Below are 15,076 nucleotides of genomic sequence, written 5' to 3' on the forward strand. Positions count from 1 at the left end.
GCGCAGGGCTCGTGGATGCGGGCCGGGTGGAGATCCGTCCCCGCGGGGCGCCGCCTGGCGTCGGGGAAGAGCGTCAGGTGGTGCCCCGCGGGGCCGGGAGGTCGCCGGGGCCGGATCCGCCGGGAGGCGGAGCCGGTCGCACCCGCCGGAGCGGGACTCTCGGGAGCGGGGACCCAGCAGCGGGGAAGGCGGCTGGGGCCTGGACCCGGTCGAGCCGCGGGGAAGGCGGCTCGTTCGGGGGCTTCCGGGGCCCGGGTGGGGGCGGGTGGGGCGGCCTGGGATCACGACAAGGTCGGCATCCCCTCGCTCTCCAGGTCGGCGTACGCGGCCTCCAGCTCGGCCACGTAGGCCTCCCAGTTGGCGGCGTCCCAGATCTCGAAGCGGGTGTCCACGCCGACGACGACGACGTCGCGGTCCAGCCCGGCGTACTCGCGGAGGCTCGCGGGGATCGTGATGCGGCCGGTCTTGTCCGGCTCGATCTCGACCATCGAGCCGAAGCTCATGCGGGCGGCCATGCGCGCCCGCGCGGTGTCCGACGGCGCCATCGCGGCCATCGCGGCGCTCTGCTCGGCGACGCGGGCCATGGTGAGGCCGTAGACGCAGCGCTCCTGGCCCTTCTTGATCACCATGCCGTCGGCCACCTGGTCGCGGAAGCGGACGGGGAGGGCGAGCCGGCCCTTCTCGTCGAGCCGCAGGGGGTAGCTGCCGACGAACACCGGATCACCCCCTGCATCTGTCCTCCACTGGCTCCGCAGCGACCCCTGAGCGGTCCCTGCCTCCCCACCAGGCGACACAGTAACCCACTAGCCCCCACCAGACACCACTCGACGCCGTGTCGTGGCCGGGCTCCCCACTCCCCTCCCGTCGCGTCGCTCAGCCCGCCCCCGACCGGGACGGACGCCCCCTCCGGAGCGCCCGCGGCCACGTACCGTGGGTGGCGTGACGGAGGCGACGCGCACGACCGGCGGAGTGAGCGATCCCCCCGTCGACGTCGCCGCGGCCGCGGGCCGCATCGCGGCGAACGTGGGCCGGGTCGTGCAGGGCAAGGACGCCGTCGTCCGGCTGGCCCTGGTGACGCTGCTCGCCGAGGGGCACCTGCTCGTGGAGGACGTGCCCGGCGTGGGCAAGACCACGTTGGCCAAGGCGCTGGCGGCGTCGATCGACGCGACGGTCCGCCGCATCCAGTTCACGCCCGACCTGCTGCCCAGCGACGTGACCGGCGTCGCCGTGTACGACCAGGAGTCGCGCGAGTTCGAGTTCAAGCCCGGCGCGATCTTCGCCAACGTCGTGGTGGCCGACGAGATCAACCGCGCCTCCCCCAAGACGCAGTCGGCGCTCCTGGAATGCATGGAGGAGCGTCAGGTCACCGTGGACGGCGTCAGCTACGAGCTGGCCCGTCCCTTCCTCGTCATGGCGACGCAGAACCCCCTGGAGATGGAGGGGACCTATCCGCTGCCCGAGGCGCAGCGCGACCGGTTCACGACGCGGGTGTCGATGGGCTACCCCGACCAGGACGCCGAGCTGGCCATGCTCGACGACCGCGCCACCACCGACCCCCTCGCCGGGCTGCTCCCCGTCGCCGACGCGGCCTCGGTGCGCGACCTGATCACCGCCGTCGGCGGGCTGCACGTCTCGGAGGCGGTCCGCCGCTACGTCGTCGACCTCGTCGGGAGCACCCGCCGCTCGCCCCACCTCCGCCTGGGCGCCTCTCCCCGGGCCGGCCTGCAGCTGCTGCGCGCCGCGCGGGCGTCGGCGGCTCTCGCCGGGCGCGACATGGTGCTCCCCGACGACGTCAAGGACCTGGCCGGCCCGGTGCTCGCCCATCGGCTGCTGCTGGCACCGTCCGCGGCCGGCGGCGGGCGCACCGCCGAGCACGTGGTCGCCGACCTGGTCGCCACGCTGCCGGTCCCGCGGGGGCGCTGACGCCGGTGCGCAGAGCCGGAGCGGCACGGACCGCGCTGACCCGCCGCGGTCGGTGGCTGCTCGCCGGCGGGGCGGCCCTGCTGCTCTCCGGCGCCCTGCTGGGAGAGCAGGCCGTGGCGCAGTTGGCCGTCTTCGTCCTCGCCCTGCCCGTGGTCTCGGCGCTGATGGTGGCGCGTGACCGCTTCCGCCCGACCGTCGTACGCACCGTGGCGCCGGTCAGGGTCCGGCGGGGCGAGAGCGCCGACGTCGCACTCGAGATCACCAGCGCCGGCCGCAGCACGGGAGCCACCTGGCTGCTCACCGAGCAGATGCCCCCCGCGGTCGGCCCCGACCAGCAGTTCACCGTGACCCGGCTCACCACGGGGCGCCGGACCGCCCTGCGCTACCGGCTGGTCCCGCGGCGCCGCGGCCGCTACGCCCTCGGTCCGCTGCGGTCGCGGGTCGTGGACCCCTTCGGGCTGGTGGAGCGCAGCAACCCCGGCGCCGGCACCGAACCCCTGCTCGTCGTCCCCCGGGTGCAGCCACTGGGTGCGGCGGGGCCGCTCGACGGGCACGGCGGCGAGGGCTCGCGGCGATCCATCGCCGTGCACGGCGAGGACGACGTCAGCATCCGCGAGTACCGCCGCGGCGACGACCTGCGCAAGGTGCACTGGCGGGCCACCGCGCGCACCGGCGACCTGAAGGTCCGCCTCGAGGAACGCCCGTGGCGGGCACGGACGACCGTGCTCCTCGACGCCCGCAGGCCCGCGCACCTGATCGCCGCGCAGCACGACCCCGACCCGGCCGACAGCCTGGAGTGGGCCGTGGAGGCGACGGCCAGCATCGCCGTCGCGCTCGGCGGCCGCGGCCACGAGGTGCGGGTGGTCACCGAGAACGGCGAGCTCGAGGGCTCCGGCCGCGTGCCGGCCGGACCGCTCGGCGCCGCGCCCGAGGAGCTCCTCGACCGGCTGGCCACGCTCACGCCCTCGGCCGGCACCGAGCTGACCGCGGGGGTCGAGGTGCTGCGCCGCATCGCCGGCGACGGCCAGGTCGTCTGCGTCCTGGGCGCGGTCGGCCCCGACGACGTCACCGCGCTCGTGCGCGCCCGGTCCGGACCGTCGGCCGGTCTGGCCGTGCTGCTGGACCTCGGCAGCTTCCTGCCCGGCGTCCGGGGGCACCGCCCGGACCCCTCCGGAGCCTCCACGGCCCTGTCCGACCAGCGCGACGAGGCCGCCGGGGTCCTGCGCGCGGCCGGCTGGCGGGTGGCCGTCGCGCGCGCCGGCGATCCCGTCGCGCAGGCATGGGCCGCCCTCTCCGGCGGGCCGGTCGCGGAGCCGGCCCGATGAGGCGCACCGACGTCCGCACACCGGTGGCCGCCGCAGCCGCCACGGTGCTGGGGGCGCTCGCCCTCTCGCCGGTCCTGTCGTCGGGGACTTGGGTGCGCCCGGCCGTCGACGCCGTCCTCGTCGTGCTGCTGACCGGGCTGGCGCTGCGGTACGCCGGGCAGGCGATCGCCGCCCGCGCCTTCCCCCGGCGGCCGGTGCCCGCCCCGCTGGCGGCCCTCGGCACCGTGCTGGTGCCGGCGGGACAGCTGACCGCGCTGACCGGCTACCTGATCGCCCGCTTCACCTCCCCCGGAGGGATCCGGGCCCTCGTCCCCACGCCGGACGGGATCGAGGCGCTGCTGGCGGTGCTGCGGGACGGTGCCGACGAGATCCGGGAGCAGACGGCCCCCGCCCTCCCGGTCGCCGCGCTGATGGCACTGATCGCCCTCTTCGTCGGGCTGGTCGCGGTGGTCGTCGACCTGCTCGCCGTCGGAGGGCGGCAAGCCGCCTTCGCCGGGCCGACACTGCTCGTGCTGTTCGGCGTGCCGGTGTTCACGCTCGGCGGCGACATCGGGCTGGTCCCCGTCGTCGGGCCCGCCGCCGGGCTGGCGCTGCTGCTGTGGGCAGACCAGTCCCGCCAGCTGGACGGCGCCGCGCGCAGGAGCGGCCGGCACCACGCCGGTGGCGGCACGGCGGTGCGCATCGGCCTGGTGGCGGTGCTGATCGGCGTGCTCGGGGGCGGGATGGTCCCGACGCTGGCGGAGGGATCCCTGTCCGGCGGGCCCGGCGGAGCCGGATCGACGGGGACGGCGCTGGACCCGGTGGCGAGCATGGTCGGGGAGCTGACGCGGAACAACCCCGTCGACCTCCTGCGGGTCGAGACCCCGGTGCCGGATCCCGGCTACCTGCGCTCGGTCACCGTCGACCGGTACGACGCCGACGCCGGCTGGTCGCCGGGCGCCTCGGGAGCCCTGCTGCCGCTGGACGCCCAGCTGCCCGTCACCCACGACCAGACGACCGGCCGGCCGCTCACGGCGAGGATCGAGGCGCTCGGGCACGACGACCGGTTCCTCCCGGTCCCCGTCGCGCCGCTGGCGGTGCAGCTGCGTGACGACGGGAACCGCTGGCGCTTCGACCCCCTCTCCGGGACCGTCGTGGGGTCCGACGTCACGAGCGAGGACCGGGTCTACGAGGTGACCGCCTCGGAGGTGCGCCCGACGCCCGAGCAGCTGGCCGCGACTCCGCCGCTGCGTCCCGGCGACCTCCAGGAGCGCTTCCTCGCTCTCCCGCCGCTCGATCCGCGCGTCACGGCCCAGGTGGACGAGCTGGTGGCCGGGGTCGAGGGCGGATACGCGCGCGTCCGGGCGATCCTGGATTTCCTGACCGACCCGGCCAGCGGCTTCGACTACGCCCTCTCCACTCCCCCGGGCACCAGCGGTGACGACCTGGTCGACTTCCTGACCGAGCGCCGGGGGTACTGCGAGCAGTACGCCGGGGCGATGGCGGTCATGGTCCGCGCGGCCGGGATGCCGGCCCGGGTCGCGCTGGGCTACACCCCGGGCACCGTGCAGGACGACGGCAGCCGGCTGATCACCAGCGACGACGCGCACGCCTGGGTGGAGGTCTACTTCTCCGGCCTGGGCTGGGTGCCCTTCGATCCCACGCCGATCGACGTCGACCGCCGGGCCGACCTTCCGTGGGCGCCCCGGGTGGTCGCCGAGGAGCTGCCGGAACTGGAGCCCGACCTGTCGGCGCTGCCCCCCGACCTGGCCCTGCTGGACCCGGTGTCCCCCCTGGGCCCGGACCTCGGCTCCACCGACCCGACGGCCACCGACGCGGCGCCCGCGGACGAAACGTCCTTCCCTGCCCGCGCCGGTCTGGTCCTCCTGCTCGCGGCGGTGGCCGGGCTGCCGGCGGGGCTGCGGCTGCTCCAGCGGCGCCGCCGGCTGGCGCTCGGGACGGCGGGCGCGCTGTGGGACGAGCTGACCGCGACCGCCGACGACCTCGGCGTCCCGCGCGATCCGTCCTGGACGCCTCGGGAGGCCGGCCAGGCGCTGGCGGAGCGGACGGCCGGCTCCGAGGGCGCGGAGGCGATCCAGCGCCTGGCACGGGCCGAGGAGGTGTCGAGCTACGGGCCGGGTCCCGACGTCCAGGACGACGGTCTGGTCGCGGCGCTGCGCACCGCCCGGCGGCAGCTGGTCGAGGGGGCCGGCCGGCGGACCCGGTTGCGGGCGGCGTTCTTGCCGACGTCGCTGCCCGGCGCGGTGCGGGCGGCGCTGCCGGGCTGGGCGGTCCGTCGCCCGGTGCTGCCCGGGCCGTGGCGCGGGAGCCGCCGGGCCTGAGCCGGTCGGGCGTCCCGGAAACACCGCCCTGAACGCGCGCAGCCGCCGTCCCGGAGGACGACGGCTGCGTGTGCTGCGGGCTGCAGCTGAGGGCTACTGGTCGTAGCGGCGGCGGAACCGCTCCTCGAGCCGGCTCTTCAGCGGCTGGCGCCCGCCCCGGCTGCTGCGGCTGCCGCGGGCGGGCCCGGACGGGTTGCGACCGCTCGTCGGAGCGGGGCCGGGCTCGACCGCCCCGGTGGCGACCTTGTAGTTCAGGACGGCGAGCGCCGCGCCGCCGAAGGCGACGAGGGAGCCCAGCGCGCCGATGAGCCACTCCTGCGCGACGGCGCCGCCGACGAGGATCGCGAAGCCGACGACGACGAGGACGGCGCCGATCTGCAGTCGTCGGCGGGACTTCTGCCGACGGTCACCGGTGCGTACGGAGGAGGCGAACTTGGGATCGTCATCGACGAGGGCGCGCTCGATCTGCTCCAGCAGCCGTTGTTCGTGCTCGGAGAGCGGCACGTCGACCTCCAGGTGGGCGGAGCCATTGCCGTCGGAGGCTCCCGCCGACGGTGACTTCGAGGATACGAGCCCTTTGCGGGGCGCGAAAGCTGACGATACGGCGAGCCGCGGGCGAACCGCCGGTGGTCATCCCTCCGGGTATTCGACGGCTGATCGGCCGTGAAGGTTCCCCGCACTCCCGGGCAGCCGTTCGCCGGGTGCCGGACCGGTTCCGGAGGGCCGTCGCGCCCGCCCCGGACGCCCGTCGCGGTGCAGCAGCGTGGCCGGGCGGACCGCACCCGCGCCGAACCGGCGGGCGGCGCGGTCGGCGGCCAGCTCGGCGTCGCGGCGGCCGTGCTCGCGGGCGCCGAGCTCCAGCTGCTGGGGCGCCGACACGGCCTCCACCAGCCGTTCGGCGCGCACCCCCACCAGCCGGATGCGGGCCCGGTCGAGGCCGAGCGCGTCGAAGAGCGCCCGGGCGGTGTCGTAGAGCTCCTGCCCGACGTCGGTCGGGACGTCGAGGGTGCGGCTGCGGGTGATCGTGGCGAAGTCGGCGAAGCGGACCTTGATGCTCACCGTGCGGGCCAGCCACCCGCCCGAGCGCAGCCGGCCCGCCGTCCGCTCGGACAGCAGCAGCAGCTCGCGGTGGATGACCTCCGGGTCGTCGACATCGGTGCCGAAGGTCTCCTCGTGACCGGTCGACTTCTCCGGCTCGTCGGGGACCACCCGGCGCGGGTCGCGCCCCCACGCCAGCTCGTGCAGGTGGGCGCCGGCGGCGGGCCCCAGGGCCCGCTGCAGCGTCCGGGCCGGCACGTGCGCGAGGTCCCCCACCGTGCGCATGCCCAGCCGCAGCAGCTGCTCCTCCGTCTTCGGGCCCACGCCCCACAGCGCCCCGACCGGCAGCGGGTGCAGGAAGTCCATGACCTCGGCCGGGCGGACGATCCGCATCCCGTCGGGCTTGGCCGAGGTCGAGGCGAGCTTGGCGACGAACTTGCTGCCCGCCACGCCGACCGAGCAGGTGATGCCCTGCTCGTCGAAGACGCGGGCGCGGAGGTATTCGCCGATCTCGGCGGCGTCACCCAGCCGACGGCCGGCGCCGGCGACGTCGAGGAACGCCTCGTCCAGGCTCACCGGCTCCACCAGCGGGGTGATCGAGCGGAACAGGGCCATCACCGACCGGGAGACCTCGCCGTAGAGCGCCAGGTCGCCGGGGAGCACCGTCGCCGTCGGGCACAGCCGCAGCGCACGGGCGGTGGGCATGGCCGCGTGCACGCCGTAGCGCCGTGCCTCGTACGTGGCCGAGGTGACCACGCCCCGGTTGCCCGCCCCACCCACGATGACCGGGGTCCCGGCCAGCTCCGGCCGGCGTCGCACCTCGACGCTGGCGAAGAACGCGTCCATGTCGACGTGCAGGACCGTGCAGCCCCCGGCGCGGCCGGCCTCCGTACCCACCGACCCTCCTCGCACGTCGACCCCCGATCGAACGAATGTTCGATCCGAGGTCGACGATAGCGGGTGGCCGGCACGTCAGCCGGCGGCGACCCGCTGACGCTCGGCGTCCGTGCGGCTCGGCCACATCTTGGCGCCCAGGACCCCGCCGAGTGCCGCGGCGGTGATCCCCAGCCCCAGGCCCAGGACCGCCCAGGCGGCTGCGTCGGTGGCCACCTGGGTCGCCTGGCCGGCCGCGACGTCGGGCAGGTCGGCCTGCTCGATGCCCGTGACGTCGTTGACCACGCCGGCGAACGAGCCGAGCAGGGCGCCGCCCCCGAACAGCGTCAGGAACAGGATCGACACGACCGACAGGGCCCAGACGAGGATGCCGTGCAGCAGCCCGTCGCTGAAGCCGCGCCACACCGCACTGGCACCGGCGGTCAGGCCGCCGAGGAACAGTGCGATCAGCCCGTTGATCGCGCTGAACCAGTCGGCGTTGTTGCCGGCACTGCCCCCGGGGCCGACCTCCCACCACTCGAGGGCCAGCGTGGCCAGCTGGAGCAGCATGAACGTCGGGACGGCGACGATCAGCCCCGCCCAGACCGGCCCCCACCGGACCCGGTCCTGCCGGGGCGGTGCGGCCCTCATCGGCGTCACCGCGGAGGCTCCCTCGGCCGGTCTCCCGACGGCGATCCCGTCGTGGGTGGTGTCCTCGTGGGTGGTGTCCTCGTGGGCGGTGCGCTCGTGGGCGACGTTGTCCTCGAACGTGGTGTCGGTCCGCGTACGGCTCTCGGTCATGGCTCCACTCCTCCGGATGCGTTCAGCTGACTCGTCTCGTGCAGGACCTCTCTCGCGCAGGGCTGTGGTGTTCCCACCTGCAGGAGGGGGGTTCCCCTGCCGGGCGGCGGTATCGCCCGCTCCATCGATCCGTGACCTGATCGTCATGTACTCGTGCAGGTGTCAGAGCGCCGGGCAGGAGGTACTGCCTGACCAGGGCCGCTGTCCGGCGGCAGGGGAACGAGACGAAGCGGAGGAGCCCATGGCTCTGGACGACATGACCAGCGGCGACGGCGGGGCCGACGGCGGCGCCGACGGCGGCGCGCACGGTCCGGCCGACGGCGCCGCGGGCGCGGCCGACCACGGAGCTGCCGGCACCCCCGGCGGTCACGACGGCGGTGCCGATGGCGGTGCCGATGGCGGTGCTGACGGCGGTGCCGACGGCGGTGCCGACGGCGGTGCTGACGGCGGCGGTTCGGACGGCGGCGCGGACGGCGGTGCCGACGGCGGCGCGGACGGCTCGGCCTGAGCGAGGACCCCGCCCCGCAGGGCCGGGCCGAGCAGCCGCTCCGCCCGGCCCTGCGGCGGTGCACGAACACCGACCCCGAGGTCTTCGCCCGGGATCACTGGGGCCGGCACCCGCTGCTGACCCGCGCCGCGGACACCGGGAACACCTTCACCGACCTGCTCGACCTCACCGCGGTCGACGAGCTGCTCTCCCGCCGCGGGTTGCGCACCCCGTTCCTGCGCATCGCCAAGGACGGTCAGGTCGTCGACGCCGCGCGCTTCACGACCTCCGGCGGCGCCGGCGCGGAGATCGCCGACCAGGTCAGCTCCGATGCCGTGCTCCGGCTGTTCGCCGACGGCAGCACCGTGGTCCTGCAGGGCCTGCACCGGCTCTGGCCGCCGCTGATCGAGTTCGCCGACCAGCTGGCCGCCGACCTCGGTCACCCGACGCAGGTCAACGCCTACGTCACCCCGCCGTCCTCCCGCGGGTTCGACCCGCACTACGACGTGCACGACGTGTTCGTGCTGCAGGTGGCCGGCCAGAAGCACTGGACCATCCACGAGCCGGTGCTGCCCGACCCGCTGCGCACCCAGGTGTGGACCGACCGCCGCGAGGAGGTGACCGCCGCCGCGACGCGCGAGCCGGTGATCGACGCCGTCCTGGAGCCCGGCGACGTCCTCTACCTCCCCCGCGGCTTCCTGCACTCGGCCGCCGCCCTCGGCGAGATCAGCGCGCACCTGACCGTCGGCATCCACTCGGTGACCCGCTGGGGCGCGGCCGAGTCGGCGCTCGACCTGGTGCGGGTCCTGGCCGCCGAGGATCCCGGACTGCGCGGCTCGCTCCCGCTGGGCGTCGACCTCGCCGACCCCGACGCCCTGCGCGAGGACCTGTCCGCCGTCATCGCGGGCCTGCGCGACTGGCTGGACCGGGTGGATCCCGTGGAGGTGGCCGAGCGGCTGCGGGCCCGCACCTGGGCGCAGGTGCGCCCGGAACCCGTCGCGCCGCTGGCCCAGTCGGCCGCGGCCGCCGCGATCACACCCGACACCGTTCTCCAGCTGCGCAGGCGGCTGCGGTGCGCGCTGCGCGACGCGGACGACGGCGGGGTGACGCTGCTGGGCGGACGGCGGTCGCACGCCTTCCCGGCATCGGCCCGCCCGGCGCTGATTGAGCTCCTGGCCGTCGGCGAGCTCACGGTGGGCGATCTGCCCGGCCTGGAGCAGGACGAGCGGATCGCGCTGGCCCGCCGGCTCGTCACCGAATCGGTCGCGGTGGTCCCGGACGCCGCAGTACCCGGGCCGTGACTCCCGCAGCCCCACCGCCCGCGGACGACTTCTGCCGCGTCGAGGTCCCTCCCCGGCCGGCGGGGCGCCTGGACCCCACGCGCTGCTCGGTCCAGGCGCTGACCCGGGGTGACTCGGGCATCGCGACGGCCTCCCCCGTGCAGCGGTGGCTGCTGGTCGAGCAGCCGGGCCCGTGGGGTCGTGACGCGCTGTCGCAGTCGCGGTTCGACCCGGGCGTGGCCCCGCTGCTGGCCGAGCGGGCCCGCCAGGAGGACGTCCGGGTGCTGCTCGTGCGTCGTCCCGGTGACCGGCTGGCCGACGCCGGGGGCCGCTGGGCGTACGCCGACAGCCGGCCCGGCCGGGAGGGGCTGTGGTGGTCGGTGCGGACCTCGGACGCCGACCTGCTCACCGCCGCCTGGGACGGGTCGGTCGGCGAGCCGACCGACCGCCCCACGTACCTGGTGTGCACGCACGGCGGGCACGACGCCTGCTGCGCGCTCCGCGGCCGGCCGCTGGCCCGCGCCATGCCCGCACCGGGCCCCGCCGACGTGTGGGAGTGCAGCCACCTGGGCGGCGACCGGTTCGCGGCCAACGTCGTCGTCCTTCCCCATGGCTTCTACTACGGCCAGGTGCCGGGCGACGGCGCGCTGCTGGTGGCGGCCCACGAGCGGGGCCAGGTGGCGCTGGCGTGGCTGCGCGGCCGCGCGGGGTTGCCGGCGCACGTGCAGGCGGCCCAGCACGGCGCGCGCGAGGAGCTGGGGCTGCTGGGCATCGACGACCTGGCTCCCCTGGGCGCCACCCGGCTGCCGGCGGCCGAGCGGGACGCCGAGCGGTGGGAGGTGACGCTGGCCGGTCCCGGGGGCCCCGTCACCGTCGTCGTCGAGAGCCGGCCCTCGCCCGAGGCCGTGCACCTGACCTGCTCCGCGGCGCGGCCCGGCCGGGTGCGCACCTGGCACCGACTGTCGGTCAGCCCGGCGCCCGGCGGCTGACCGGCGCGGCCGCCGGCGTCAGGTCAGGGACGAGCCGCGCGCGGCCAGCAGCGGGATGGCCAGCTCGGTCGCCGTGAGCGAGCCGTGGAAGGCGGTCAGCCGGCTGGGGCCGGGCTCGCGCTCGGACGCCGTGAGCGCCCAGGTCCCGCGGGCCAGCGCGACGACGTCCCCGATCCGGGCCGCCATCCCCGGGTCGACGGCGCCGAAGACCCCGCTGGCGACCGCCTCGTCGCGGGAGACGACCCAGACGCGCTCCCCGAGCACCCCCCGCCACCGGTCCAGCACGTCGGCGGCAGCCCCCGGGACGGCGTGCACGTACCGGGCGCGCGGTTCACCGGCCAGCAGGCGGACGCCGTCGGCGAGGCCGGGCACCGCGTCCAGGTCCAGCCGGGTCCCCGGCGGCACGTCGAGCATCCCGTGGTCGGCGGTCACCAGCAGGGCGGCGTCGCCGGGCAGCCCGGCCACGATCTGCTCGACCATGCGGTCGACGAGCTGGAGCTGCGCCCGCCAGCTGCCGGAGTCCACCCCGCGGACGTGCCCGGTGAGATCGAGGTCGGCGAAGTAGCCGTAGACGAGTGCCCGCGGGGTGGCGTGCAGCGCCCGCAGGACCAGGGCGGCGAGGTCACCGGCGCCGACGGTGCCGGTGTAGGTGGCGCCGCCGTACGCCGCCCGGCTCAGGCCGCTGCCGGTGTAGGCGTACGGGGCGACGACGGTGGTGGGCACCCCGGCGGCCGCAGCCCGCGCGAAGACCGTGGGCTGCGGCGCCCAGGAGCCGGGGTCGGGGTCGTCGCGCCACTTGGTGTGGTCGAGGGTGCGGTCCTCGCCCGGGACGTCGGTGACGAAGCCGAGGATCCCGTGGCTGCCGGGCGGCAGGCCGGTGCCGAGGGTGGTGAGGCTGACCGGTGTCGTGCTCGGGCACGGCGCGGACAGGTCGCCGGCCGGAGCGGCCAGCCCCGCCAGCGTGGGGGCGAGCTCGGCGTGCCGGCGGACGAGGTCGGCGCCGAGCCCGTCGATCAGCAGCACGGCCACCCGGCGGGCGCCGGCGAGCGCGGTGGTCAGCCCCAGCGGGTCGGGAGGCAGGTCGCCCCGGTCCAGGGGGACGCCGAGCGCCGCCGCCACGCCGGGCAGCACGTCGGCCAGGGTGGCGGCGCCGTAGTCGGGGCGCTGCAGGTCCGGTGGCAGCAGCTCCATCGGGGCCATCAGGGCGCGGAGGCGAGGACGTGCAGGCCGGTGGCCACGTCGCGGTAGGGCGAGGTGCCGGCCAGCGCCAGCTCGAGGGCGCGCACCGCGTCCTGGTCGGCGCCGGAGGAGGCGTCGAGCAGGTCCGCGACGACCGAGACGCCGCGCCACGGGCCGGGCCGCAGACCGGCGCCCTCGACGAGCGCGAGCAGATCGGCCGGGGTGAACCGGCGCCGTGCCGTGGGGCGGGCGCGGGCGGCCGCGGGATCCCGGTCCTCGAGCAGGGCCAGCGCCTCGACGGGGTGCCCGGCGACGGCGCGGGCCAGGACGGCGCCGGCGCGGTTGGCCGCCGCGACGCTCACCTGGCCGCCGGGGCGCAAGGCGCCGGCGATCTCCCGGAGGGTGACGGCGGGGTCGTCGACGACCTCCAGGACGAAGTGGCAGAGGGCGAGGTCGTAGCCGCCGTCGTCGGGGGTGAGCGTGGCGAGGACCTCGCCGAGCAGGTCGCCGTCGCCCTGCACGCCGCGGACCCGGTCACCCACGCCCGCCGTGGCGGCACGCCGGCCGAGGGTGGCCAGCGCGTCGGCGCTGGGGTCGACGACGGTGACCTGGTGGCCGAGCCGCGCGAGCGGGACGGCGAACATGCCGCTGCCGCCCCCGACGTCGAGCACCCGCAGCGGGGTGCCGGCGCCGGTGACCGGGTCCAGGGCCGCCCAGACGGCCGCCCCGCGGGGCGGGAGCTGCTCGGCGGGCGACGGAGCGGACGGAATCGGCACCTGCCGGAGCCTAGTGGCGGCCTCTCCCGGGCACCGCTGCGAGCCTGCGAGTGGCGGGGAGGAGGAGGTGTTCCTCAGGCGGGGACGCTGTCGGCGGCGCGCCTGATCTCGGCGAGATCGATCCGGCGCATCTGCAGCATCGCCTCGGTGGCCCGGTGGGCCCGGGCCGGGTCGGGGTCACCGAGCAGGCTCATGAGCTCGGTGGGTATGGCCTGCCAGGAGACGCCGAAACGGTCCTTGAGCCAGCCGCACATGCTCTCCTCGCCACCGCCCGCGAGCAGCCCGTGCCAGTAGTGGTCGGCCTCCTCCTGATCGGCGCACATGATCTGGAAGGAGACGGCCTCGGTGAACCGGAACTGCGGCCCGCCGTTGAGCCCCGTGTACCGCTGGCCGTCGAGCGTGAAGTTCACGGTCACGACGTCGCCCTCCGTCATCGGCGGGGGCAGGTCGGGCCCGTAGCGGGTGACCTCGTCGACGTGCGAGTTCGGGAAGACCGAGGTGTAGAGCGCCGCGGCCTCCTCGGCCTGGCCGTCGAACCACAGGCACGGGATCTGCGTGGGCATGGTGGGTCCTCTCTCGCGTCCTGGTCGCTGTCAGGTGCTGGGACCCCGGCGCGCACCCGATCTCATCGGCCGGCCGGAGGAATCGAGGTGCCGGTCCGAGCGGGCCCGCCCTACCGTGCCGGGGTGCGCGCCGCCCCGGAGGTCGTCCTCGCCTGGCGGGGCCCGGTGACCGACGGCGAGATGGTGGACCTCGTCGCGTCCCACGGCGGGGCCCCGGTGGCCGGCTGGTGGGACCGGATCCGCCCGCACAGCCTCGGCTGGGTGACGGCCCGGGCGGGCGGGACCCTCCTCGGCTTCGTGAACGTGGCCTGGGACGGCGGTGACCACGCCTTCCTCCTGGACACGAAGACCCGGGGTGGTCACCAGCGCGAGGGGATCGGCGCGATGGTCGTGCGCGCCGCGGTCGAGCGGGCGAGGGAGGCGGGGTGCGAGTGGCTGCACGTGGACTTCCGGCCGGAGCTGCAGTCGTTCTACCTCGACGCCTGCGGGTTCCGGAGGACCGACGCCGGGCTGATCCACCTGCCCGGCACGGCGCTCAGCCGGTGATCCACCGCTGCCAGTGGGGGCGGACGAGGCCGGCGAGGACCGCGTAGCCGTCGGTCCCGGGATGGGCGCCGTCGCCGGCGGCGACCTCCGCCGTCCAGGTGGGGTCGGCGGCCAGGGCGGTGACGACGGCGACGTACGGCACCCCCCGGCGGGCGCAGGCCTGCGCGAAGCGGTTGTCCAGCTCCGCGATCCGCTCGTTCTGGGCGGCGTCGGCGACCGCCGGCGGGCCGACCACGAGCAGCGGCCACCGTGCGTGGGCCGCACCGGTGAGGATCTCCTCGAGCGCCGCGACCGACCGGTCGGGCGCCAGCCGGGGGGCGCCGTGCTCCTCGGTGGTGTCGTTGACCCCGGCGGAGAGGACGATCCGCGCCTCCCACTCCCCTCCCGCCAGGCGGGGACGGCACTCGGCGGCCCAGCGACCGGCGATCTCGGCGGTGGTCTGCCGCCGGACGCCGAGGACGTAGCTGGTCAGCGCGAGGCCGTCGCGCGCGCTGCCGGCGGTCAGCCGGCCGGCCCAGCCGAGCTGCTCGGGGTCGCCGACGCCGGCCACGAAGGAATCGCCGATGAAGCAGATCCGCAGGTCCCGGGGCACGTCGCCATCCTGCCGCGTGCTGCACGCGTCCCCCCCGACGCCTGCGGGGCCGGTGCCGGGCCGCTGCGGCAGCTCCCGGCCCCCTGCTCACCGCTCGGTCGTTTGCCGGTGCGGGGTCAGCGGGCAGACCTGCTCCGACAGGTACCGCACCGACCGAGGAGTCGCCATGACCAGGTCCACCCGCATCCGCCCGCTGCGCGCCACGGCGGCCGCGTTCTTCATCGCCGCCGCATCGCTGACCACCGTGGCCTGCGGGGACGACGTCGTCGATGACGGGGTCGAGCAGGAGGTCGAGGAAGGCGTCGACGACGCCGAGCAGGAGATCGACGAGGGTGTCGACGGCGAGGACGAGGAGGGCTGACCTCGGGGCCGAGCACGTGCAG

General features: G+C 76.3%; 16 protein-coding genes. 8 read left to right on the plus strand and 8 right to left on the minus strand.

The window, feature by feature from the left end; translation table 11 throughout:
• Positions 1 to 281: 281 nt before the first annotated feature.
• The gene (gene mraZ / locus RM425_RS18235; RefSeq protein WP_116452767.1) at positions 282 to 716 is read right to left on the minus strand and encodes a division/cell wall cluster transcriptional repressor MraZ; all 435 of its coding nucleotides are present in this window, start codon (positions 714 to 716) and stop codon (positions 282 to 284) included.
• A gap of 223 nt (positions 717 to 939) precedes the next feature.
• On the opposite strand from mraZ, the gene RM425_RS18240 reads away from it, so the two are divergent.
• From RM425_RS18240 to RM425_RS18250, 3 genes are read left to right on the plus strand one after another with little or no spacing between them, the layout of a single operon-like run.
• Entirely contained in the window at positions 940 to 1,923 is a 984-nt protein-coding gene (locus RM425_RS18240; RefSeq protein ID WP_311346644.1) for an AAA family ATPase, read from the plus strand.
• Positions 1,924 to 1,928: 5 nt separating this feature from the next.
• On the plus strand, positions 1,929 to 3,248 hold the full coding sequence (locus tag RM425_RS18245) for a DUF58 domain-containing protein (RefSeq protein ID WP_311346645.1): 1,320 nt from the start codon (positions 1,929 to 1,931) through the stop codon (positions 3,246 to 3,248).
• Positions 3,245 to 5,569: a transglutaminase TgpA family protein gene (locus RM425_RS18250; protein WP_311346646.1), complete on the plus strand. Its 2,325-nt coding sequence runs from the start codon at positions 3,245 to 3,247 to the stop codon at positions 5,567 to 5,569. The genes RM425_RS18245 and RM425_RS18250 overlap by 4 nt, the downstream gene beginning before the upstream one ends.
• Positions 5,570 to 5,662: 93 nt before the next feature.
• On the opposite strand, the gene RM425_RS18255 is transcribed toward RM425_RS18250, so the two are convergent.
• The 3 genes from RM425_RS18255 to RM425_RS18265 form a co-directional block, all read right to left on the minus strand.
• The gene (locus RM425_RS18255; RefSeq protein ID WP_311346647.1) at positions 5,663 to 6,073 is read right to left on the minus strand and encodes a DUF3040 domain-containing protein; all 411 of its coding nucleotides are present in this window, start codon (positions 6,071 to 6,073) and stop codon (positions 5,663 to 5,665) included.
• Positions 6,074 to 6,199: 126 nt separating this feature from the next.
• Positions 6,200 to 7,504 carry a DNA polymerase IV gene (dinB, locus tag RM425_RS18260; protein ID WP_311346648.1) on the minus strand — a complete coding sequence of 435 codons (1,305 nt, stop codon included), beginning with the start codon at positions 7,502 to 7,504 and terminating at the stop codon, positions 6,200 to 6,202.
• Positions 7,505 to 7,579: 75 nt separating this feature from the next.
• On the minus strand, positions 7,580 to 8,281 hold the full coding sequence (locus tag RM425_RS18265) for a permease (RefSeq protein ID WP_311346649.1): 702 nt from the start codon (positions 8,279 to 8,281) through the stop codon (positions 7,580 to 7,582).
• Between the two features lie 241 nt (positions 8,282 to 8,522).
• On the opposite strand from RM425_RS18265, the gene RM425_RS18270 reads away from it, so the two are divergent.
• The 3 genes from RM425_RS18270 to RM425_RS18280 all read left to right on the plus strand — a co-directional run bounded on the left by RM425_RS18270 (position 8,523) and on the right by RM425_RS18280 (position 11,037).
• Positions 8,523 to 8,789 carry a hypothetical protein gene (locus RM425_RS18270; RefSeq protein WP_311346650.1) on the plus strand — a complete coding sequence of 89 codons (267 nt, stop codon included), beginning with the start codon at positions 8,523 to 8,525 and terminating at the stop codon, positions 8,787 to 8,789.
• 200 nt (positions 8,790 to 8,989) lie between these two features.
• Positions 8,990 to 10,069 (plus strand): cupin domain-containing protein, encoded by a 1,080-nt coding sequence (locus RM425_RS18275; protein ID WP_311346651.1) that lies wholly within the window; start codon positions 8,990 to 8,992, stop codon positions 10,067 to 10,069.
• The gene (locus RM425_RS18280) at positions 10,066 to 11,037 is read left to right on the plus strand and encodes a sucrase ferredoxin (protein WP_311346652.1); all 972 of its coding nucleotides are present in this window, start codon (positions 10,066 to 10,068) and stop codon (positions 11,035 to 11,037) included. Before RM425_RS18275 ends, RM425_RS18280 begins: the two co-directional genes overlap by 4 nt.
• Positions 11,038 to 11,055: 18 nt before the next feature.
• Here the strand turns inward: RM425_RS18280 and RM425_RS18285 are convergent, their stop codons facing one another.
• The 3 genes from RM425_RS18285 to RM425_RS18295 all read right to left on the minus strand — a co-directional run bounded on the left by RM425_RS18285 (position 11,056) and on the right by RM425_RS18295 (position 13,555).
• Positions 11,056 to 12,237: an alkaline phosphatase family protein gene (locus RM425_RS18285; protein WP_311346653.1), complete on the minus strand. Its 1,182-nt coding sequence runs from the start codon at positions 12,235 to 12,237 to the stop codon at positions 11,056 to 11,058.
• Positions 12,237 to 12,992 carry a class I SAM-dependent methyltransferase gene (locus RM425_RS18290; RefSeq protein ID WP_311346654.1) on the minus strand — a complete coding sequence of 252 codons (756 nt, stop codon included), beginning with the start codon at positions 12,990 to 12,992 and terminating at the stop codon, positions 12,237 to 12,239. Before RM425_RS18290 ends, RM425_RS18285 begins: the two co-directional genes overlap by 1 nt.
• 74 nt (positions 12,993 to 13,066) lie before the next feature.
• Entirely contained in the window at positions 13,067 to 13,555 is a 489-nt protein-coding gene (locus tag RM425_RS18295) for a VOC family protein (RefSeq protein WP_311346655.1), read from the minus strand.
• A gap of 123 nt (positions 13,556 to 13,678) precedes the next feature.
• Here RM425_RS18295 and RM425_RS18300 point away from each other — a divergent pair, with 123 nt between their 5' ends.
• The gene (locus RM425_RS18300) at positions 13,679 to 14,101 is read left to right on the plus strand and encodes a GNAT family N-acetyltransferase (RefSeq protein ID WP_311346656.1); all 423 of its coding nucleotides are present in this window, start codon (positions 13,679 to 13,681) and stop codon (positions 14,099 to 14,101) included.
• On the opposite strand, the gene RM425_RS18305 is transcribed toward RM425_RS18300, so the two are convergent.
• A complete protein-coding gene (locus tag RM425_RS18305; RefSeq protein ID WP_311346657.1) occupies positions 14,091 to 14,693 on the minus strand; it encodes a GDSL-type esterase/lipase family protein in 603 nt (200 codons plus the stop codon). The genes RM425_RS18300 and RM425_RS18305 overlap by 11 nt on opposite strands.
• Before the next feature lie 166 nt (positions 14,694 to 14,859).
• Here RM425_RS18305 and RM425_RS18310 point away from each other — a divergent pair, with 166 nt between their 5' ends.
• Positions 14,860 to 15,054, plus strand: coding sequence for a hypothetical protein (locus RM425_RS18310; RefSeq protein WP_311346658.1), 195 nt, complete (start codon positions 14,860 to 14,862; stop codon positions 15,052 to 15,054).
• Positions 15,055 to 15,076: the final 22 nt, after the last annotated feature.

The sequence above is a fragment of the Blastococcus goldschmidtiae genome (assembly GCF_031845325.1).
GTDB classification, from domain to species: Bacteria; Actinomycetota; Actinomycetes; order Mycobacteriales; family Geodermatophilaceae; genus Blastococcus; species Blastococcus goldschmidtiae.

Coding starts and splice junctions, on each gene's coding strand:
- RM425_RS18310 (WP_311346658.1), top strand. CDS start 14,860: ATGACCAGGTCCACCCGCATCCGCCCGCTGCGCGCCACGGCGGCCGCG.
- RM425_RS18295 (WP_311346655.1), bottom strand. CDS start 13,555: ATGCCCACGCAGATCCCGTGCCTGTGGTTCGACGGCCAGGCCGAGGAG.
- RM425_RS18270 (WP_311346650.1), top strand. CDS start 8,523: ATGGCTCTGGACGACATGACCAGCGGCGACGGCGGGGCCGACGGCGGC.
- RM425_RS18265 (WP_311346649.1), bottom strand. CDS start 8,281: ATGACCGAGAGCCGTACGCGGACCGACACCACGTTCGAGGACAACGTC.
- RM425_RS18285 (WP_311346653.1), bottom strand. CDS start 12,237: ATGGCCCCGATGGAGCTGCTGCCACCGGACCTGCAGCGCCCCGACTAC.
- RM425_RS18250 (WP_311346646.1), top strand. CDS start 3,245: ATGAGGCGCACCGACGTCCGCACACCGGTGGCCGCCGCAGCCGCCACG.